We start from the raw sequence: 18,971 nt of genomic DNA, 5'->3' as shown, positions 1-18,971 counted from the left end.
GTGCTCCTTAACGCCCGAGATAAACTTCAATAACCTGCTCATTGGCCTGCACTTCGCGCAGACTTCCCTGAGCCAGAACGCGTCCCTGGTGTAAGACCGTGACGCGATCGGCAATGGTTTCGACAAATCCCATATCGTGCTCAACAACCATCAGCGAGTGCTTCCCGGCAAGCTTACGAAACAGCTCCGCAGTGTATTCCGTCTCCGCATCCGTCATGCCCGCCGCGGGTTCATCCAGCAGCAGTAAATGCGGCTCCTGTACCAACAGCATGCCAATTTCGAGAAACTGTTTTTGCCCGTGAGAAAGCAGCCCGGCGCGGCGGGCCCGCTCGTTGCCCAGCCGCAACAGCGCCAGTATTTCATCTATACGATCCCGTTGTTCGCCGGTGAGGTGCGCCCGTAAAGAACCCCAGACAGATTTATCGCTTTTCAGCGCCAGCTCCAGATTCTCCTCTACCGTTAACGCTTCAAACACCGTGGGTTTCTGAAACTTCCGCCCAATCCCCTGACGTGCAATGGCGATGGGGTCCAGCGTTGTTAAATCGGTCGACTGATCGTATATCGCCCGACCACTTTGCGGCCTGGTTTTACCGGTAATAACATCCATTAGCGTCGTTTTTCCGGCACCGTTGGGACCAATGATGCAACGCAGCTCCCCAACGCCAATATTGAGCGTGAGATCCGTTAACGCCTGGAATCCATCGAAGTTAACGTTAATTTTTTCCAGCTGGAGCACCGGGTCCGTTTGGTTGCGAAACCGATCGCCTGGCATCTGGCGAGTAAAAAGCCCTTCATCTGGCTGCATTATTTGTCTCCCTTGCGAAACAGACCCATCACACCACGAGGTAAAAACAACGTAACGCCAATAAAGATCAGGCCAAGAAACAGTTGCCAGTATTCCGGCATAATGACGGTAAACAGGCTTTTAGCGCCGTTCACCAGTACGGCGCCAAATACCGGGCCAATCAGGGTTCCACGCCCGCCGAGGGCAACCCAAATCGCCGCTTCTATCGAGTTGGTCGGCGACATTTCGCTGGGGTTAATGATTCCCACCTGCGGGACATACAACGCCCCCGCCAGGCCACACAGCACAGCGGAAAGCGTCCACACCAGCAGCTTGAACCCTTTCGGATCGTAACCACAGAACATCAGACGGTTCTCGGCGTCGCGCACGGCAGTGAGAATTCGACCAAACTTACTGCGGGCCAGCGCCAGTCCCAGCCATATTGCCAGCACCAGCAGCATGACCGTCGCCAGAAACAGCGCGATACGGGTTGAGGTCGCGGTCACCGGAAATCCCAGAATGGTGGTAAAACCGGTAAAACCGTTATTTCCCCCAAAGCCGGTTTCGTTGCGGAAAAACAGTAACATTCCGGCGAAAGTCAGGGCCTGAGTCATGATGGAGAAATAGACCCCTTTGATTTTTGAACGGAAGGCAAACCAGCCAAATACCAGCGCCAGCAGGCCCGGCACCAGCACAACCAACAACATCGCCCAGATAAAATGTTGCGTTCCCCACCAAAACCAGGGCAGCTCGGTCCACGACAGAAACGACATAAAGGCCGGTAATCCTTCGCCGGAAGCCTGGCGCATCAGATACATTCCCATCGCATATCCCCCCAGCGCAAAGAAAATACCGTGGCCCAGCGAGAGCATTCCCGCATAGCCCCACACCAGATCCAGCGCCACCGCCACAATGGCATAACAGAGAATTTTCCCGGCCAGAGTCAATGTCCACACCGATATGGCCAGCGGATGATCCGCAGGTAACAGCGCCAGAAACGGCAGAATAATCAGCGCCAGCAGTAAACCCAGCCCCAGGACGCGTGTCGCGCGCGGCGCTTTACGCGCCAGCGTTAATGTCATTGGCATCGTCATCAGTCAATAACCCTCCCTTTCAACGCGAACAGCCCCTGAGGACGTTTCTGAATAAACAAAATAATCAGCACCAGAATCATAATCTTACCGAGAACCGCTCCCACCTGAGGCTCAAGAATTTTGTTGAAAATCCCAAGCCCAAACGCAGCGGCTACACTCCCCGCGAGTTGTCCCACGCCGCCCAGCACCACCACCAGAAACGAATCGATAATGTAGCTTTGCCCCAGCTCCGGTCCTACGTTGCCTAACTGCGAGAGCGCTACGCCCCCCAGTCCGGCAATCCCTGAACCAAGACCAAAGGCCAGCATATCCACTCGTCCGGTAGGTACGCCGCAGCAGGCCGCCATATTGCGATTTTGCGTCACCGCACGTACGCGCAGTCCGAGACGGGTTTTATTCAACAACAGCCAGGTGAAGAACAGCACCAGAATGGCAAAGCCAAACACCACAATTCGGTTCCACGGCAAAATCAGATTGGCATAAACCTGAATGCCCCCGGAAAGCCAATCCGGATTAGCGACTTCAAGGTTTTGCGCGCCGAAGGACATACGCACCAACTGGATAAGCATCAGACTGATCCCCCACGTTGCCAGCAGGGTTTCGAGCGGACGCCCGTATAAATGGCGGATCACTCCGCGCTCGAGTAGCATTCCAACCCCAGCGGTAAGCAAAAAGGCGACCGGAAGCGCAATAACCGGATACCAGGCCAACCATTGCGGGAAAAACTGGCCCATCAGCTGTTGCACCATCCAGGTACCGTAAGCGCCGAGCATTAACATCTCACCATGCGCCATATTAATGACGCCAAGTAAGCCGTAGGTTATCGCCAGACCCAATGCCGCCAGCAGCAAAATGGAGCCTAGCGACAATCCCATAAATGCCTGTCCAAGAAGATCGCCAACCTTCATGCGATGCGCGATGGCATTCAGGCTTTCGTCAGCGGCAGCACGAACGCGGGCATCAGGTTCATGTTCAGCATGGGTGAATGGCTGCAGACGCGCCTGGGTTTCAGGATCGTTCGACGCCCCTAGCAGTACGATTGCCTGACGTCTGATTTCAGGCGAGGTGCTGGTCAGTTGCAGGTTTGCCAGTGCAATAGCCAGTAAGGATTTCACGTCAGCATCGGACTCCTGGGCCAGTCGTTGCTGCAAAAACGGCAGCATCCCCGGCTGGGCCTCACGCTGTAATGCACGCGCTGCCCCGCCCCTTTGCGTGACACTGTCACTTAAGAGCTGGTGGACGGCCAAGGTTCCGGCAACCAGATTACGCAGGCGGTTAGTCAGGCGGATTTTTTTTAGCTCGCCGTTCGGGCCTGCCGCCGTTCCTAGCGGTTGTACGTGCGAGCCGTTCATGATGAACGCGTTTTTCGCGTTATCTGTCAGCAGGTTCTCATCACTCAGCGCTTTGAGCACCGGCAAGCGTTGAACGTCGGGTTTTACCGACCATTGTTCAAGCAAGGCGGCCTGCTGAGTCCGGTTGGCGGCGGTAAAGGTATCGGCATCTGCGGCCTGCGCTATCCACGGCAAAAGCCACGTCAGCAACAACACACCACGAATAAAGCGCATGGCTTTCATGAGCATTCTCCAAAGCGTTGCCCTCCCGCAGGAGGGCGTAAGATCAGTTGCTGGCGGTTTTAACGGGCTGTTCAGATTTTTTATCATTACCGGCGATATATGGACTCCACGGCTGGGCGCGAACCGGCGCTTCGGTTTGCCACACCACGTTAAACTGGCCGTTGCCTTCAATCTCGCCAATCATGACGGGTTTATGCAGGTGATGGTTGGTCGCATCCATGGTCAGGGTAAATCCTGATGGTGCCGCGAATGATTGTCCTGCCATAGCCGCCCTGACTTTATCCACATCGGTAGTTCCGGCTTTTTCTACTGCCTGCGCCCACATATGCAGGCCAACATAAGTGGCTTCCATAGGGTCGTTGGTCACCACCGAATCAGCATTCGGCAGCTTATGCGCTTTAGCATACGCCCGGTAATCCGCGACGAACTTCTTGTTGGCCGCATTATCTACAGACTCAAAGTAGTTCCACGCAGCCAGGTTGCCCACCAGCGGTTTAGTATCGATACCGCGCAACTCCTCCTCACCCACAGAGAATGCCACCACCGGAACATCCGTGGCTTTCAGGCCCTGGTTCGCTAACTCTTTATAGAATGGAACGTTAGAATCCCCGTTGATGGTCGATACCACCGCCGTTTTTCCTCCTGCGGCGAATTTTTTAATACTGGCAACAATGGTCTGGTAATCGCTGTGTCCGAATGGGGTATACACCTCTTCGATGTCTTTATCGGCCACGCCTTTCGAATGCAAAAAGGCGCGTAAAATTTTGTTAGTCGTACGCGGATAGACATAGTCCGTACCCAGCAGGTAGAAGCGCTTAGCGCTGCCGCCGTCCTCACTCATCAGATACTCAACCGCCGGGATCGCCTGCTGGTTAGGCGCAGCGCCGGTATAGAAGACGTTAGGCGACATCTCCTCACCTTCATATTGCACCGGGTAAAACAGCAGACCGTTCAATTCTTCAAATACCGGTAAAACCGATTTACGCGAAACCGATGTCCAGCAGCCGAAAACCGCCGCTACCTTGTCCTGACTCAGTAACTGACGTGCTTTTTCAGCAAATAACGGCCAGTTCGAAGCCGGGTCAACCACCACCGGTTCCAGCTTTTTGCCCAATACACCGCCCTGCGCATTGATTTCATTAATAGTCATCAACGCCACATCTTTCAGCGGCGTTTCGGAAATAGCCATGGTGCCGGATAACGAATGCATGATGCCAACCTTAATAGTATCGGCCGCCTGAACACTAAAACTCATTCCCATTGCGACAACAGAGGCGGAAAGCGCAAAAGCTTTTAAAAATGTACGACGCTGCATAGTTTCACTCCTGAAATTAGTCTTGTTGAAAGCTCCGGTGCAGCCGGGCAGACAAAACGGTGCAAATTAAGGGTATTCAGAAGTGATAAGGCAAAAACGATGCCAGATATTAAAACATCATATAAAATCAATGAATTATAATTTTAGGCACAAAAAGCAGTATTAATTTTTGCCGCCAGAAGGATTAATCGCGTGAAACATTGAACCACAATGAGACAACTCTGCATTATAAACGTGCAACAATCTGTGTCTGTCACACACGGTCATAACGGCGTGCCCCGGTATAAAAACATGGTTATTTGTTCGCAGATAACCGTGCCTTGTCACTATTATTTATTTTTCCCGACGTAATCACGTCAAAATTTTACTTTTCCGCCGAAATAATCACACAGTTCAGCCTTTGTTTAAGATTGAATTGCTACTATAGTCATAAGCGAGGTGAACTTAAGGTAAGAGAGGAAACTCACAAATAAAGGAGCATTTACTATGCTGGGTAATATGAATATTTTTATGGCTGTTCTGGGAATTATTTTATTTTCCGGTTTCCTGGCCGCGTATTTTAGCCACAGATGGGATGATTGATGAACGGAGATAGTCCTGAACCGACCCGGCCCCTTGCTGCGTAGCTGCACAAGGGGCCATTTTTTTACCTGAACTCCCCCTCCCGGCACCTTTTCCCTGATGTACAGATAAAAAAAACCGCCGGATAAACCAGCGGTAAATGCTTGCATGGATAGATTTGTGTTTTGCTTTTATACGCTACCTGGCAATTCCCTGCGAAGATAACGGATAGTTGGCTAATCTATCATCGACAACCCCAATGAACGTTAAACGAAACGTAACTACCTTCTATAAGACATGTTGGCCGCTAATGAGATTCTTGCAAACCGTACAGTAATCCATGTCATCGCAATGGTTATAAAATGAGCTATTTATTGCTTCATAGTGTATGGTAAGCACCCCATCACAAGGACAATCAATATGTCGATACTCAAAGATATTAAGATGCGTACTTTACGACCAGTGAAAAGTACCTGTCCTCACTGCTGCCGCCAGTCAATGCACAGCCTGTCGAGAATAAAAAACAACATAACGTTAGTCTGCCCCAACTGCGGCAATACCTACCTTCCTTCCCAAAGCAAACCAGTCAAGTAACGTAAGGACAGGAAAACAATGCCGACCTTTCACCAGCAGCACTCCCTACCCGAGCGTCTCTATGAGATGCAAGGCATCAATACCCAACAACGATTCATTTTGCTGAAGAAAAAATCCAGCTAACAACCGGGCACCACGCCCGGTTCAATTTTCTGGCTGACCTGTCTTAAGCGCTCAAGCCACGATGTTCCAGCATGGGTTCCATGCGCGGTTCACGCCCGCTCCACTGGCGATAAAGTTCAGTTAAATCAGTGCTGTTTCCGCGGGACAAAATTGCTTCGCGGAATTTCTGTCCGTTTTCACGGGTTAATCCGCCCTGCTCTACGAACCACTGGTAGCCGTCATCGGCCAGCATTTGCGTCCACAGATAGGCATAATAACCTGCGGCATAACCGCCACCGAAGATATGGGCAAAATAACTGCTGCGATAACGCGGCGGCACGGCCTTGAGATCCAAACCTTCCGCCGCCAGCGCCTGCTGTTCAAATTGATCGACCGGATGAGATGACTCGCTCAACTCCAGAGAGTGCCAGCGCATATCCAGCAATGCAGCGCTGAGCAGTTCGGTCATGTCGTAACCTTTGTTAAACAGACTGGCCCGCTGCATTTTATCCCGCAATGCCTGCGGCATTTGCTCCCCGGAATCAACATGTCGGGCAAAACGGGCAAAGACCTGAGGATGGCTCGCCCAGTGTTCGTTGATCTGTGAAGGAAACTCGACAAAATCACGCGGAGTGTTGGTTCCAGAAAGCGTGGCATAACGCTGAGTGGCGAACAGACCGTGCAATGTATGTCCAAATTCATGAAATAGCGTAATAACATCATCCCACAGCAGCAATGCAGGCTGATCCTGCGCAGGTTTTTGATAATTACAGACGTTGTAAATAACCGGTCTGGTTTCGTTAAGCAGCGATTGCTCGACAAAATTGCCCATCCAGGCTCCGCCGCTTTTTGATTCCCGGGCAAAGAAATCACCGTAAAATAGCGCCAACCCTACGCCATCATGATCGAATATTTCCCATACCCGAACATCCGGGTGATAAACCGAAATATCGAATCGTTCAACGAATTTGATGCCAAAGAGTTGATTGGCCGTCCAGAAAACGCCCTCGTTCAGCACCGAATCCAGGGCAAAGTAAGGTTTGAGCTGTGCCTCATCAAGGTCATATTTCTCACGACGGACCTGCTCGGCATAAAACGACCAGTCCCAGGCCTCGGCGCTAAACGACTCGTGTTCTTGAAAGATAACGTTCTGGATTTCAGCCTGCTCATCCAACGCCCGCGCCCGCGCGGCTGGAACAATAGATCGCATAAATGTCAGTGCCGCTTCCGGCGTTTTTGCCATCTGGTCGGCAATTTTCCAGGCTGCGTAATTGGCAAAACCAAGCAGTTGCGCCTGCTGCATCCGGATTGCTACCAGTCGCTGAATAATAGCTCGCGTGTCGTTGCCATCATCATTTTCAGCCCGCGTCCATGCGCGGGTGAACAGTTTTTCGCGGGTCTGACGATCGCGTAAAACCGCAAGCGCCGGTTGCTGTGTTGTGTTTAATAGCGGGATAACCCAACGCGCTTCAAGCCCTTTCGCCCTTGCAGCTTCGGCAGCAACGGCAATTTCTTCTGTGCTCAGCCCCTCCAGCTGCCGGATATCATCCACCACCATAGCACCTGACGTGTTTGCTGCCAGCAACCGTTGATTGAACTGGCTGGTCAGCGTGGCTGACTCCGTATTGAGCGCTTTAAGTTTAGCTTTATCGGTCTCGTTCAGACGGGCGCCGGCCAGTACAAAACGCTGATACACGACCTCCAGCAGACGTATTGATTCGCTATCCAGACTTAACGTACCACGCCGTTGCCAGACAGCTTCGACACGGGCGAAAAGCGCGCCATTGAGATAAATATCATTGGCAAGGTTCGCCAGCTCTGCGGAAAACTCTTCGTCAAGGCGCTGTAGTTCATCGTTGGTGTGCGCCGCCGTCATCGCGAAGAAAACGCTGGTCACGCGCGTGAGCAGCCCCCCGCTTTGTTCAAGCGCCAGCAACGTATTAGCAAAATCAGGAACCTGTGAGTTTTGCACAATAGCGTCGATCTCGGCGCGTTTTTGCCTCACGCCTTCATCAAACGCTGGACGATAATGCTGCACGTCGATCTGATCAAACTGCGGCGCCTGATACGGCAATGTGCTGTGGTGTAAAAATGGATTCGTTAACGACATCTTTCACTCCTGAAAACGATTTGTTTACCAGAGTAGACTTCCCGGGAATCGACCGCAATCGCGTTAAGCAGGAATAGCTCTGAACGGAAATGACGTGCTATGGTAGTACTACATAAAAAGCGTTGAGGAACAGTGAGATGATCGTTTTAGTAACCGGAGCAACCGCAGGTTTTGGTGAGTGCATTACGCGTCGTTTTATTGAGAATGGGCATAAAGTTATTGCCACCGGACGCCGCCAGGAGCGCCTGCAGGAACTCAAAGATGAGCTGGGTGACCGCCTCTATACCGCGCAACTGGACGTACGTAATCGTGCATCAATTGAAGAGATGCTGAACGCCTTACCCGCTGAATGGCGCGATATTGATGTTCTGGTCAACAACGCGGGTCTGGCGCTGGGCCTTGAGCCAGCCCACAAGGCCAGCGTTGAAGACTGGGAAAATATGATCGACACCAACAACAAAGGCCTGGTTTATATGACCCGTGCCGTTCTGCCAGGCATGGTTGAGCGCAACCGCGGTCATATTATCAATATCGGTTCTACCGCGGGAAGTTGGCCATACGCTGGTGGGAACGTCTACGGTGCGACCAAAGCGTTTGTTCGCCAGTTTAGCCTGAATTTACGTACTGACTTACACGGCACTGCGATTCGCGTTACCGACATTGAACCTGGTCTGGTTGGCGGTACGGAATTCTCTAACGTACGTTTTAAAGGCGATGACGCTAAAGCTGAAAAAGCCTACGAAAATACCACTGCGCTGACCCCGCAAGATGTTACAGAAGCGGTATGGTGGGTGGCGTCCTTACCCGCTCATGTCAACATTAACACCCTTGAAATGATGCCTGTCACACAGTCTTTTGCCGGACTGAGTATTCATCGGAGCTAATTTCTCTGCCCGGCCTTGCGCCGGGTATAGATAGCCTGAAATAAGTGATAAGATCTCCGGGTTAACTCTCTAAAAAGTAAGAATGAATGACCGTAGAAACGCAGCTCAACCCTACACAACCGGTAAATCAACAGATTTACCGTATTCTTCGTCGTGATATCGTGCACTGTCTGATTGCACCCGGTACGCCGCTGTCGGAGAAAGAGGTTTCCGTACGCTTTAATGTGTCACGCCAGCCGGTACGAGAAGCATTCATCAAACTGGCAGAGAACGGTCTGATTCAGATCCGCCCGCAGCGTGGCAGCTACGTAAACAAAATTTCGCTGTCGCAGGTGCAGAACGGCTGTTTTGTTCGCCAGGCAATTGAATGTGCCGTGGTCCGCCGCGCCGCATCACTGATCACTGATAAACAGTGCTATCAGCTCGAACAAAATCTGCATCAGCAGCGCATCGCGATTGATCGAAAACAAATCAATGATTTCTTCCAGCTAGATGACGAATTTCATCAGAAACTGGCTTTAATCGCCGAGTGCCAACTCGCCTGGGACACCGTTGAGAATATTAAGGCCACGATTGACCGCGTTCGTTATATGAGCCTGGATCATATCTCTCCGCCTGAAATGCTGCTGCGTCAGCATCACGATATTTTTACCGCACTTGAGAAACATGATGGCGATGCCGTAGAGCGCGCAATGATGCTGCATCTCCAGGAAATTGGTGAGTCCGTTCAGCTAATCCGTCAGGAAAATAGCGACTGGTTCAGCGAAGATTAATATTACGCTCACCTCACACCGAGGTGAGTTTCTCCTGCCTTCCCCCTCTCCCGCACATCTGCATAAAAAAAGCTGTGATTTTGATCGAAAACAAAAAAAATCATTAACGAGAAGCGTATTTATATTGCGCCCGTTACGTGGGACTAGAGCCCACGGGCTTTGACGGTAAGTTGGAAAGGAGAAAACACCATGAAAACATACGATCGTAACCGTAACGCAATCACCACTGGCAGCCGCGTCATGATTAGCGACACCGGACTTACAGGCCGCATTACAGCGATAGATACCGATGGCCTGACCGCTGAGCAAATTCGCCGCGGGAAAACAGTGGAAATCGAAGGGTGTGAAGGTAAATATGCCCCCCTCGAACTGATTCGTTTGGGCATGAACTAATTGGTGTGAATGCCAAAAAACAATGCGCCATCTGGCCTGTTTATAGCCAGATGGCGACTTAAATGATGTTCTCGTTACTTCAGTTTTGCAGCATACTTCGCAACGGTTGCTTTCGCCCCTTCAGCCAGTAAAGCAAGATAGGCTTGTGTGACCTGGTTCTTGAACAATTCTACCTGCGGCAGTTCACGACCAAAAATAGCATCGATCGCCAGCAGCGCCTGGACACGATCTTCGCCCTCGTTACTGCTATGCACCGTTTTCTGGATCACCGGTAACAGCGGATCGCTGATTTCAATCGCCTGACCCTGATCATCGACACCGCCGACGTAACGCATCCAGCCGGCAACGCCCAGCGCCAGCAGTTCAAAGTGGCTACCGTGCGCAATGTGCCAGCGAATGGAGTCCAGCATACGCTGCGGCAGTTTTTGACTGCCGTCCATCGCGATCTGCCAGGTGCGATGACGCAGTGCCGGGTTGCTGTAGCGCTCAATTAACAGATCGGCATAGTGCGGAAGATCCACACCTTTCACTTTTAACGTGGGCGCTTGTTCCTGCAACATCAGCGCGCGCGCGGCGAGGCGATAATTTTCATCGCCCATGCAATCGTTAATGTGCTGATATCCCGCCAGATATCCCAGATAAGCAAGGAAAGAGTGGCTGCCGTTGAGCATACGCAGTTTCATCTCTTCAAACGGAATGACATCAGCAACCAGCTCCGCTCCCGCCTTCTCCCATTCAGGGCGGCCAGCGACAAAGTTATCTTCAATAACCCACTGACGGAACGGTTCACATGCCACGCCTGCCGGGTCGCGTACGCCGGTGATGTGTTCAATTTTGTCCAGCGTATCCTGGGTAACTGCAGGGACAATACGGTCAACCATAGTCGACGGGAATGTGACATGTTGTTCGATCCACGCAGCCAGTTCCGCATCCACCGCCCGGGCATACGCGGTGACAACATTGCGTATCACATGACCGTTTTCCGGCATGTTGTCGCAGGACATCACGGTAAAAGCGGGTAACCCCGCAGCTTTGCGGCGTGCAAGCGCCTCAACCACAACGCCTGGCGCAGTTTTTGGCTGTTTTGGATTTTGTAGATCGGCGGAAATCATCGGGTTGTCTAACATCAATTGACCGGTCGCCGGAGAATGGCAATACCCTTTCTCGGTAATGGTCAGGGAAACAATCGCAACCTGCGGTTCACTCATCGCAGCCAGTACGCTTTCCAGACCATCAACCTGCGCATGCAGCGCATTTTTCACCACGCCCACGACTCTTGCAGTCCATGCATCCGCAGACATTTCTGCAACGGTATACAGGTTATCTTGCTGTTTCAGATCGGCAATCTGCTGCTCGCCGCCAATCAGGTTCACTTCGCAATAGCCCCAGTCACTGCCGTGATCCGCAGCGAGAATGTCAGCGTAAACCCCCTGATGTGCGCGGTGAAATGCGCCAAACCCCAGATGAACAATACGCGGGACCAATTTTGTACGATCGTAGTCGGGAAGTGCAGCCTTTGCCGTTAAGAGCTTGTTTTGCATGGTATGACCTACTTATCAATGAAATCAGGATTGATTCAGAGTAACGCCTGTATGGTTGTATGTTTTGATTTGCATTAAGCTTTTAATGATTGGTATGACATCACTTAAAGCTGTGTACCATAAAAGGTAAATTTGGCGGCATATTGCCGCCAAAGGATATTAATGTTTCTGCCACTGCTGGTATTCACGTTTAAGCCTTTGCGGTGCAGTTTCCGGCATCATCAGCAAACCAATAACTGAGATGACGCCAAGTACAATCACATAGGTTGCGAGTCCATAATAATGTCCACCAGTTACTTGCAGAATTTTTACTGCTACTAAACCAAGAATCCCACTACCAATTAGCGATCCCAACTGCCAAATTAATGCTATTCCGCTACAACGAATATGAGTCGGGAAAAGCTCTGGGAAATAAGATGCCTGAGGTGCATAACACATACTATGCCCAACGCTCAGTACCAGGATCATTACTATTTGCGTAAGCCAAAAGCTATCCTGATTGATTGCAAGGAAGAAAGGAATAATCATAACAACCTGGAGCAATGCGCCGATAATATAAACTGGTTTACGCCCAATTTTGTCGCATAGCGAGCCCATCATCGGTATTGCAATTATTTCTATAATCACCGCAACAATCATTGTCTCCATCAAGATATTTGGATCGAGATTGTTTGCCTTACCGTATGCAAGGACAATCACTGTAAACATTGCAAATGTGCAGGCCTCAATCAGCTTCGCACATACTCCCTTAACGACAATTCCCGGAAAATCACGGATAACTTCAACTAATGGACGTGATTCTTCTGCTTTTGTCTCCCTAATCTGAGCAAAGACTGGTGATTCATCAATTTTTAAGCGGATAAATAACCCAACAATAACCAGCAACAGACTTAACAGGAACGGTATACGCCACCCGTAATCCATCATTGCCTCTGGAGAAAGTGTGGCATTTAACAACGCAAAGAGTGCTAACGGCAGAAGAAAACCAACTGGGGCACCGATTTGAACCCAACTCGAAAAAAATCCACGATGTTTGGGCTCAGAATATTCAGCAGTCATCAATACTGCACCGGCTTGTTCTCCTCCAACACCAAAGCCCTGTAATACACGAATAAATATAAGTAAAGCTGGAGCCCATACACCTATTTTTTCATATGTAGGTAACAACCCAATACAGAATGTCCCTAAGCCAACGATTAATATAGTAATAACCAGTGCTTTTTTGCGCCCGACCTTATCGCCAATATGCCCAAAGACAATTCCTCCTAATGGTCTAGCCAGGAAACCAACGGCATAGGTTGCAAAAGCAGCCAGCGTACTAATTAACGGATCGTCACTTGGGAAAAATAAATGACCAAAAAAGAGTACGGCTGCTGTCCCATATGCAAAGAAGTCATAGTATTCGGCAGCAGTACCAATTGCGGAGGCTGAAGCCACTCTGCGAATAATGGGTTTATTATCTACGTTATTTTTAATATCGACTGAACTAACCATAAGTTTTACCTTCTGTAGGGTATTGAGTTAATCAACATCTTTCGTACGTAAAATTTATATTTACCAGTTCCACAACGTGCCATCTTCCAGACGAGCAACAGGCAGATATGCAGGGTCATACGGATATTTCGCCGCCAGCTTTTCATCAAACTCGATCCCAAGACCTGGTTTGTCTCCAGGATGCATATAGCCGTTATCAAAGGTCCAGTTGTGCGGGAACACTTCCAACATTTGCTCGGAATACCCCATATATTCCTGTACGCCGAAGTTCGGCACCCACAGATCAAAGTGCAACGCGGCGGCCATGCATACTGGAGACAGATCGGAAGGTCCATGCGAACCGGTACGTACCTGATACAGCGACGCGAAATCGGCAATTCGACGCATGCCAGTGATACCGCCCGCATGGGTGATGGTGGTGCGGATATAGTCGATCAATTGCTCTTCGATAAGCTGTTTGCAGTCCCAGATGCTGTTGAAAACTTCCCCTACCGCAATCGGCGTGACCGTATGCTGGCGGATCAGGCGGAAGCATTCCTGGTTTTCAGCCGGGGTTGGGTCTTCCATCCAGAACAGACGGTATTGCTCGATGCTTTTGCCGAAACGGGCCGCTTCAATTGGCGTCAGACGGTGGTGCATATCGTGCAAAAGATGTTCGTTGAAACCAAACTTGTCGCGCACGGCTTCAAACAGTGTTGGTGTGAAATCGAGGTACTTCTCCGTTGACCATAACTGCTCTTCTGGCCACTGCCCTTTGGTGGCGGGTTCGTAGGCCAGTCCTTTGCCTTTAGACATACCGTAAGTGGTTTTCATACCCGGCACGCCGCACTGCACGCGAATTGCTTTAAAGCCCATCTCTTTATGACGCGCATAATCTTCGAGTACGTCATCAACGGTATGGCCTGTGGTGTGACAGTAAACCATAACGCCTTCACGAGATGCACCGCCGAGCAGCTGGTACAACGGCATATTCGCCGCTTTCGCTTTGATGTCCCACAATGCCATATCCACCGCGGAAATCGCCGACATGGTGACCGGACCACGACGCCAGTACGCGCCTTTGTAGAAAAACTGCCAGATATCCTCAATTCGGTGCGCATCGCGACCAATCAGCTGCGGACAAACATGATCTTTCAGATAGGACGCTACGGATAACTCGCGTCCGTTTAACGTGGCATCTCCCAGCCCAGTGATCCCATCGTCTGTCGTAATTTTCAACGTGACAAAATTACGCCCCGGACAGGTGACAAACACTTCAGCCCCAACAATCTTCATCTCTTATTCCTTGCATTTGTTCTTGTGATGCAGGAAATTTACCCAACTGAGCTACTACCATACAAGTATGAAGATCAAAAAAGCGCTGATTGATCACAAAAAAGGCGCTATGCGCGCCCCCATCCAACCACAATAATCAGCATGCCGCACAGGGCCACCAGCGCACCTGACCAGTCGTACAGGCTAAGTTTTACGCCGTCAACAATGCGTAGCCAAAGCAACGCAGTCACCACGTAAACTCCACCATAGGCCGCGTACACACGCCCACTTGCTGCCGGATGCAGCGTCAGTAACCAGACGAATAAGGCCAGTGACATCCCGGCGGGTATCAGCAGCCAGGCCGTAGCCCCTCGCTTAAGCCAGAGCCAGGGTAAAAAGCAGCCAATGATTTCGCATAACGCGGTGATGAAAAAAAGGAATGTGGTCTTAAGCATTGATGTTATTCAGTTACCTTCGGTTTAACCATGATACGACAGAATGTCGTTAGCGTATCCATCACCGCAGAGTGGGTATGCCCGCAAGCCAGAATAGTGTAGAATTTAGCCCTGTTTTATTGTTTTTTCCCTTTCCCATAAAAGGAATTCACCATGAATATTACACTGACCAAACGCCTGTGCCTGACGGCTATGCTGACGCTGGCTGCGGCTGTGTACACCTCTTCCGCATTTGCTGAAACCAGTAAATTGATCATTGAATCCGGGGACAGTGCGCAAAGTCGTCAACAGGCAGCAATGGAAAAGGAACAATGGAACGATACGCGTCAGTTACGCCAGAAGGTCAACAAGCGTGCAGAGAAAGAGTGGGACAAAACCGACGCAGCTTTCGATAGCCGTGATAAATGCGAACAGAGCGCTAATATTAATGCGTACTGGGAGCCCAACACCTTGCGCTGCCTCGACCGCCGCACTGGCCGCACCGTTGCCCCATAATGATTGCACTTTGAAAGATATTGAAAGGATACGATATGACTAGCGCCCTCAGTGTTAAGCTGCGCCCGCTGGAGCGTGAAGATTTACGATTTGTCCATCAGCTTGATAACAACGCCAGCGTAATGCGTTACTGGTTTGAAGAACCTTACGAAGCATTTGTTGAGCTGTCAGATCTGTATGACAAGCATATCCACGACCAAAGTGAACGTCGCTTTGTTGTGGAATGCGACGGTGAAAAAGCCGGACTGGTGGAGCTGGTTGAAATTAACCATGTGCACCGCCGGGCAGAATTCCAGATCATTATTTCGCCGGAGTATCAGGGCAAAGGCTTGGCTTCCCGGGCTGCTAAGCTGGCGATGGATTACGGCTTTACCGTACTTAACTTATATAAGCTGTATCTGATCGTTGATAAAGAGAACGAAAAAGCCGTCCACATCTACCGTAAACTCGGGTTTATGGTCGAAGGCGAGCTGATTCATGAATTCTTTATCAACGGTCAATACCGCAACACTATCCGCATGTGTATCTTCCAGCAGCAGTATCTGGCAGAACATAAAACGTCAGGTCCCAACCTGCTGCAACCTACCGCTCAATAAAGACTGACTAATAGTAATCGATGGTGTTTTCAATCGAGTAATGGTGTTCAACTGCCGGCTTCACGCTCTCGTCAACGATAATAAGCTGGCAGTTGACCGGATTAGCATAGTCATCATACTTGCACGTTTGTTTTACATTACCTAACGGATGGTTATTGAGCAGGCTTACCGCGGTGTAATCCAGCTTCTTCAACGGGTCAACCGACGGTTTGGCATCAACCTGCAAGGTATTGTCCTTATTGACGGTGGTTTTACCCAGCGGGTAACCTTCCGCATCATAGCGATATTGCACCTTCATCTCTTTTCCCGTGGCGGAAACGACAAAACCGTTATCGTCGGTATCCCATACCACGCCCGCCGCAGGCAGTTCTGCTAACTGACATTTACCCTGTAAGCGGATCCGTTTTTCCAGCGTTTTGGCGTCCCGGTAATAGTTAGCATCCAGGACCAGCGCCATGCCGGTATTGCTTTCAATATCATGCAATTCAAGCGTATCGAAGCACCCTTCCTGTGAGAGCGTACCGACAACGCGCTTGGTGACTTCACCTTTGTCATTAAGCAGCGTCTGGCTGAAATCTTTAACCGGCCCGCGCAGCGGATCGAAATCAAATTCATTGGAAAAACTGGCCATTTCCGGCGTAAAGGAATCCAGGCCTTTGGCGTTATCACACCCGGCCAGCACGACGCACAGGAAACCTAATAAGATCTTTTTCTTCACATTTTTCACCGGGATAAGAAGATAATTCTCAATCATATTAGCAAATACAGTTATTTACACCAGAAATGCTAATCTTAGTCCAGGTCGATCATAAAGGAGCTGATGATGAAATACATAACAGGAATTGCCGCGCTCTTACTGGCCGTCGCGTCCCCGCAGGTTTTGGCGGCACCGGCGTCATGTGAACGCGTGAAAAGCGATATCGAACAGCGGATCATTAATAATGGCGTTGCTGAATCCAGCTTTACGCTGAACATTGTTCCCAACGATCAGGCCGATCAGCCTGATTCACTGGTCGTGGGACATTGTGCAAACGATACGCACAAAATTCTCTATACCCGAACCAACAGTGGCAACGCCCCTGCCAATAGCACCCCTGCCCAGGACGGGCACGTCGCCGAACCGCAATAAATCACGCCCTCCGTGCGCGGAGGGTCACTCCAGTTTGATATGCATTAAGATGACATACCCATAAGTGGGTAAACTCAAACCATTATTAGCATGCTATTAATTTCGTTATAGAAATTAATATATAGCGATAACTATAATGGGGTGAGTAATGTCAAAAACTGAGCAATATGGAGGCATTAGCCGCAGGACGTTAGTGAAATCCTCGGCAATCGGTTCGCTGGCGCTTGCCGCGGGTGGGCTGTCGTTACCTTTCGGAATGCGCACTGCCGCCGCAGCGGTACAGCAGGCGATACAACCCGTTGAAGAAAAAGTGGTTTGGGGCGCTTGTTCCGTAAACTGCGGCAGCCGTTGTGCCCTGCAACTCCACGTCAAAGATAATGAAATCGTATGGGTGGAGTCCGATACGACCGGGAACGATATTTATGGTCAACACCAGGTTCGCGCCTGTTTGCGTGGCCGCTCAATCCGTCGACGGATCAATCATCCGGATCGCCTGAATTACCCCATGAAGCGCGTGGGCAAACGCGGTGAAGGTAAATTTGAGCGTATAACCTGGCAGGAAGCACTGGATACCATCAGTGCCAGTTTGAAAAATACCGTGCACAAATACGGTAACGAGGCCGTGTATATCAACTACACCTCTGGCATTGTAGGCGGCAACATTACTCGCTCCTCCCCTTATGCCTCGCTGGTCGCTCGCCTGATGAACTGCTATGGCGGATTCCTGAGTCATTACGGCACCTACAGTACCGCACAAATCGCGGCGGCAATGCCTTATACATATGGTTCAAACGAAGGCAACAGCACCTCCGATATCGAAAACACGAAGCTGGTGGTGATGTTCGGCAATAATCCCGCCGAAACGCGTATGAGCGGAGGTGGAATAACTTACTTCCTGGAACAGGCCAGGGAGCGCTCTAATGCCCGGATGATCGTCATCGACCCGCGTTATACCGATACCGCAGCGGGTCGTGAAGATGAATGGATCCCTATTCGTCCGGGGACCGATGCCGCATTAGTAGCCGGAATCGCCTGGGTCCTGATTCACGAAGATCTCGTTGACCAGACGTTTCTGGATACATACTGCATCGGTTACGACGAGAAAACCCTGCCCGCCGACGCACCCGCTAATGGGCACTACAAAGCCTATATTTTGGGCAACGGTGATGACGGTATCGCTAAAACTCCCCAGTGGGCCTCACATGTTACCGGGATCCCAGCCGAGCGCATTATCAAACTGGCTCGGGAAATCGGCAGTACAAAACCCGCATATATTTGTCAGGGCTGGGGTCCGCAACGCCAGGCTAACGGCGAGCTGACCTCACGCGCAATCGCGATGTTGCCGATCCTGACCGGCAACGTTGGCATCAACGGCGGCAATAGCGGTGCACGAGAATCAACCTACACCATCACGATTGAGCGTATGCCGCTGCCAGAAAATCCCATTAAGACCCAGATATCCTGCTTTAACTGGACCGACGCAATCGTCCGGGGCCCGGAAATGACCGCTACCCGCGATGGCGTACGTGGGAAAGATAAGCTCGACGTGCCGATTAAATTTATCTGGAACTTCAAGGACTTGAAGCGAGACCGCATTACACCTGAGGTCCTACATTGAGTCAAGACCTTGTGTCAGCCTTTGTGTCAGCCTTGTGTCATTCAGGCATCCAGTTCCAGTGCTTGTAGTCAGCTAGCAGCGTCTCGACCACCAGCCTAAGGTGAGGGACTATCCGTCCGACCCCCGGTCTATTGGACTCTCAGCAGGGCCTATGGGGGAGCTGTCGTCTGCTTAAAGAGTGATATGGGTCCTCACATTTTTCAGT

18 protein-coding genes and 1 pseudogene are annotated in these 18,971 nt (G+C 50.7%); 9 read left to right on the top strand and 10 right to left on the bottom strand.

The window, feature by feature from the left end:
* Window positions 1-7: 7 nt before the first annotated feature.
* Genes urtD through urtA form a run of 4 tightly spaced genes read right to left on the bottom strand, consistent with a single transcriptional unit; the run spans window position 8 to window position 4,767 of the window.
* Entirely contained in the window at window positions 8-805 is a 798-nt protein-coding gene (gene urtD / locus GPJ68_RS11920; RefSeq protein WP_103928204.1) for an urea ABC transporter ATP-binding protein UrtD, read from the bottom strand.
* Window positions 805-1,878, bottom strand: a complete 1,074-nt coding sequence (gene urtC, locus GPJ68_RS11915; RefSeq protein ID WP_016153066.1) for an urea ABC transporter permease subunit UrtC — start codon at window positions 1,876-1,878, stop codon at window positions 805-807. Before urtC ends, urtD begins: the two co-directional genes overlap by 1 nt.
* On the bottom strand, window positions 1,878-3,452 hold the full coding sequence (gene urtB, locus GPJ68_RS11910) for an urea ABC transporter permease subunit UrtB (protein WP_104651627.1): 1,575 nt from the start codon (window positions 3,450-3,452) through the stop codon (window positions 1,878-1,880). Before urtB ends, urtC begins: the two co-directional genes overlap by 1 nt.
* Window positions 3,453-3,495: 43 nt before the next feature.
* Window positions 3,496-4,767, bottom strand: a complete 1,272-nt coding sequence (gene urtA, locus GPJ68_RS11905; protein ID WP_016156478.1) for an urea ABC transporter substrate-binding protein — start codon at window positions 4,765-4,767, stop codon at window positions 3,496-3,498.
* Between the two features lie 486 nt (window positions 4,768-5,253).
* Between urtA and mgtS the strand changes: the two genes are divergently transcribed.
* Complete coding sequence (mgtS, locus tag GPJ68_RS11900) at window positions 5,254-5,349, top strand: protein MgtS (protein WP_003032406.1); 96 nt, start codon at window positions 5,254-5,256, stop codon at window positions 5,347-5,349.
* A gap of 399 nt (window positions 5,350-5,748) precedes the next feature.
* Entirely contained in the window at window positions 5,749-5,922 is a 174-nt protein-coding gene (locus GPJ68_RS25355; protein ID WP_213083734.1) for a YnfU family zinc-binding protein, read from the top strand.
* A gap of 166 nt (window positions 5,923-6,088) precedes the next feature.
* Here GPJ68_RS25355 and dcp read toward each other — a convergent pair whose 3' ends face one another.
* Window positions 6,089-8,134 carry a peptidyl-dipeptidase Dcp gene (gene dcp / locus GPJ68_RS11895; RefSeq protein WP_104651628.1) on the bottom strand — a complete coding sequence of 682 codons (2,046 nt, stop codon included), beginning with the start codon at window positions 8,132-8,134 and terminating at the stop codon, window positions 6,089-6,091.
* Window positions 8,135-8,271: 137 nt separating this feature from the next.
* On the opposite strand from dcp, the gene ydfG reads away from it, so the two are divergent.
* From ydfG to ydfZ, 3 genes are all read left to right on the top strand, one after another.
* On the top strand, window positions 8,272-9,018 hold the full coding sequence (gene ydfG / locus GPJ68_RS11890; RefSeq protein WP_016153061.1) for a bifunctional NADP-dependent 3-hydroxy acid dehydrogenase/3-hydroxypropionate dehydrogenase YdfG: 747 nt from the start codon (window positions 8,272-8,274) through the stop codon (window positions 9,016-9,018).
* A gap of 86 nt (window positions 9,019-9,104) precedes the next feature.
* Window positions 9,105-9,791 carry a GntR family transcriptional regulator gene (locus GPJ68_RS11885; RefSeq protein WP_016153060.1) on the top strand — a complete coding sequence of 229 codons (687 nt, stop codon included), beginning with the start codon at window positions 9,105-9,107 and terminating at the stop codon, window positions 9,789-9,791.
* A 189-nt stretch (window positions 9,792-9,980) separates the two neighbouring features.
* Complete coding sequence (gene ydfZ / locus GPJ68_RS11880; RefSeq protein WP_003032393.1) at window positions 9,981-10,184, top strand: putative selenium delivery protein YdfZ; 204 nt, start codon at window positions 9,981-9,983, stop codon at window positions 10,182-10,184.
* Window positions 10,185-10,258: 74 nt separating this feature from the next.
* Here the strand turns inward: ydfZ and GPJ68_RS11875 are convergent, their stop codons facing one another.
* The 4 genes from GPJ68_RS11875 to GPJ68_RS11860 all read right to left on the bottom strand — a co-directional run bounded on the left by GPJ68_RS11875 (window position 10,259) and on the right by GPJ68_RS11860 (window position 14,928).
* Window positions 10,259-11,725 (bottom strand): mannitol dehydrogenase family protein, encoded by a 1,467-nt coding sequence (locus GPJ68_RS11875; RefSeq protein WP_080858765.1) that lies wholly within the window; start codon window positions 11,723-11,725, stop codon window positions 10,259-10,261.
* A 159-nt stretch (window positions 11,726-11,884) separates the two neighbouring features.
* Complete coding sequence (locus GPJ68_RS11870; protein WP_052134158.1) at window positions 11,885-13,219, bottom strand: MFS transporter; 1,335 nt, start codon at window positions 13,217-13,219, stop codon at window positions 11,885-11,887.
* Between the two features lie 60 nt (window positions 13,220-13,279).
* Complete coding sequence (gene rspA, locus GPJ68_RS11865) at window positions 13,280-14,494, bottom strand: starvation-sensing protein RspA (RefSeq protein WP_016153056.1); 1,215 nt, start codon at window positions 14,492-14,494, stop codon at window positions 13,280-13,282.
* Window positions 14,495-14,601: 107 nt separating this feature from the next.
* A complete protein-coding gene (locus GPJ68_RS11860) occupies window positions 14,602-14,928 on the bottom strand; it encodes a YnfA family protein (RefSeq protein WP_075848236.1) in 327 nt (108 codons plus the stop codon).
* 153 nt (window positions 14,929-15,081) lie between these two features.
* Here GPJ68_RS11860 and GPJ68_RS11855 point away from each other — a divergent pair, with 153 nt between their 5' ends.
* Window positions 15,082-15,423 carry a DUF1283 family protein gene (locus tag GPJ68_RS11855; RefSeq protein ID WP_016153054.1) on the top strand — a complete coding sequence of 114 codons (342 nt, stop codon included), beginning with the start codon at window positions 15,082-15,084 and terminating at the stop codon, window positions 15,421-15,423.
* Window positions 15,424-15,458: 35 nt separating this feature from the next.
* On the top strand, window positions 15,459-16,019 hold the full coding sequence (speG, locus tag GPJ68_RS11850; protein WP_180837377.1) for a spermidine N1-acetyltransferase: 561 nt from the start codon (window positions 15,459-15,461) through the stop codon (window positions 16,017-16,019).
* A gap of 7 nt (window positions 16,020-16,026) precedes the next feature.
* Here speG and GPJ68_RS11845 read toward each other — a convergent pair whose 3' ends face one another.
* Complete coding sequence (locus tag GPJ68_RS11845) at window positions 16,027-16,737, bottom strand: YnfC family lipoprotein (RefSeq protein WP_104651636.1); 711 nt, start codon at window positions 16,735-16,737, stop codon at window positions 16,027-16,029.
* A 102-nt stretch (window positions 16,738-16,839) separates the two neighbouring features.
* Between GPJ68_RS11845 and GPJ68_RS11840 the strand changes: the two genes are divergently transcribed.
* Together GPJ68_RS11840 and GPJ68_RS11835 are read left to right on the top strand one after the other, a co-directional pair.
* Window positions 16,840-17,148 carry a DUF1161 domain-containing protein gene (locus tag GPJ68_RS11840; protein WP_085951053.1) on the top strand — a complete coding sequence of 103 codons (309 nt, stop codon included), beginning with the start codon at window positions 16,840-16,842 and terminating at the stop codon, window positions 17,146-17,148.
* A gap of 148 nt (window positions 17,149-17,296) precedes the next feature.
* Window positions 17,297-18,721: pseudogene (locus GPJ68_RS11835) on the top strand (molybdopterin-dependent oxidoreductase); the annotation flags it as partial.
* Between the last annotated feature and the right edge of the window lie 250 nt (window positions 18,722-18,971).

It is taken from the genome of Citrobacter sp. 172116965 (genome assembly GCF_013458095.1).
In the GTDB taxonomy this organism is placed as follows: domain Bacteria; phylum Pseudomonadota; class Gammaproteobacteria; order Enterobacterales; family Enterobacteriaceae; genus Citrobacter; species Citrobacter braakii.
Note: the sequence above shows the minus strand (reverse complement) of the source record. Positions and strands in the feature narration are given on the sequence as shown.

Excerpts from the sequence above, each read along its gene's own strand:
- urtD (WP_103928204.1), bottom strand. The coding sequence starts at position 805 with ATGCAGCCAGATGAAGGGCTTTTTACTCGCCAGATGCCAGGCGATCGG.
- urtC (WP_016153066.1), bottom strand. The coding sequence starts at position 1,878 with ATGACGATGCCAATGACATTAACGCTGGCGCGTAAAGCGCCGCGCGCG.
- urtB (WP_104651627.1), bottom strand. The coding sequence starts at position 3,452 with ATGAAAGCCATGCGCTTTATTCGTGGTGTGTTGTTGCTGACGTGGCTT.
- urtA (WP_016156478.1), bottom strand. The coding sequence starts at position 4,767 with ATGCAGCGTCGTACATTTTTAAAAGCTTTTGCGCTTTCCGCCTCTGTT.
- mgtS (WP_003032406.1), top strand. The coding sequence starts at position 5,254 with ATGCTGGGTAATATGAATATTTTTATGGCTGTTCTGGGAATTATTTTA.
- GPJ68_RS25355 (WP_213083734.1), top strand. The coding sequence starts at position 5,749 with ATGTCGATACTCAAAGATATTAAGATGCGTACTTTACGACCAGTGAAA.
- dcp (WP_104651628.1), bottom strand. The coding sequence starts at position 8,134 with ATGTCGTTAACGAATCCATTTTTACACCACAGCACATTGCCGTATCAG.
- ydfG (WP_016153061.1), top strand. The coding sequence starts at position 8,272 with ATGATCGTTTTAGTAACCGGAGCAACCGCAGGTTTTGGTGAGTGCATT.
- GPJ68_RS11885 (WP_016153060.1), top strand. The coding sequence starts at position 9,105 with ATGACCGTAGAAACGCAGCTCAACCCTACACAACCGGTAAATCAACAG.
- ydfZ (WP_003032393.1), top strand. The coding sequence starts at position 9,981 with ATGAAAACATACGATCGTAACCGTAACGCAATCACCACTGGCAGCCGC.
- GPJ68_RS11875 (WP_080858765.1), bottom strand. The coding sequence starts at position 11,725 with ATGCAAAACAAGCTCTTAACGGCAAAGGCTGCACTTCCCGACTACGAT.
- GPJ68_RS11870 (WP_052134158.1), bottom strand. The coding sequence starts at position 13,219 with ATGGTTAGTTCAGTCGATATTAAAAATAACGTAGATAATAAACCCATT.
- rspA (WP_016153056.1), bottom strand. The coding sequence starts at position 14,494 with ATGAAGATTGTTGGGGCTGAAGTGTTTGTCACCTGTCCGGGGCGTAAT.
- GPJ68_RS11860 (WP_075848236.1), bottom strand. The coding sequence starts at position 14,928 with ATGCTTAAGACCACATTCCTTTTTTTCATCACCGCGTTATGCGAAATC.
- GPJ68_RS11855 (WP_016153054.1), top strand. The coding sequence starts at position 15,082 with ATGAATATTACACTGACCAAACGCCTGTGCCTGACGGCTATGCTGACG.
- speG (WP_180837377.1), top strand. The coding sequence starts at position 15,459 with ATGACTAGCGCCCTCAGTGTTAAGCTGCGCCCGCTGGAGCGTGAAGAT.
- GPJ68_RS11840 (WP_085951053.1), top strand. The coding sequence starts at position 16,840 with ATGATGAAATACATAACAGGAATTGCCGCGCTCTTACTGGCCGTCGCG.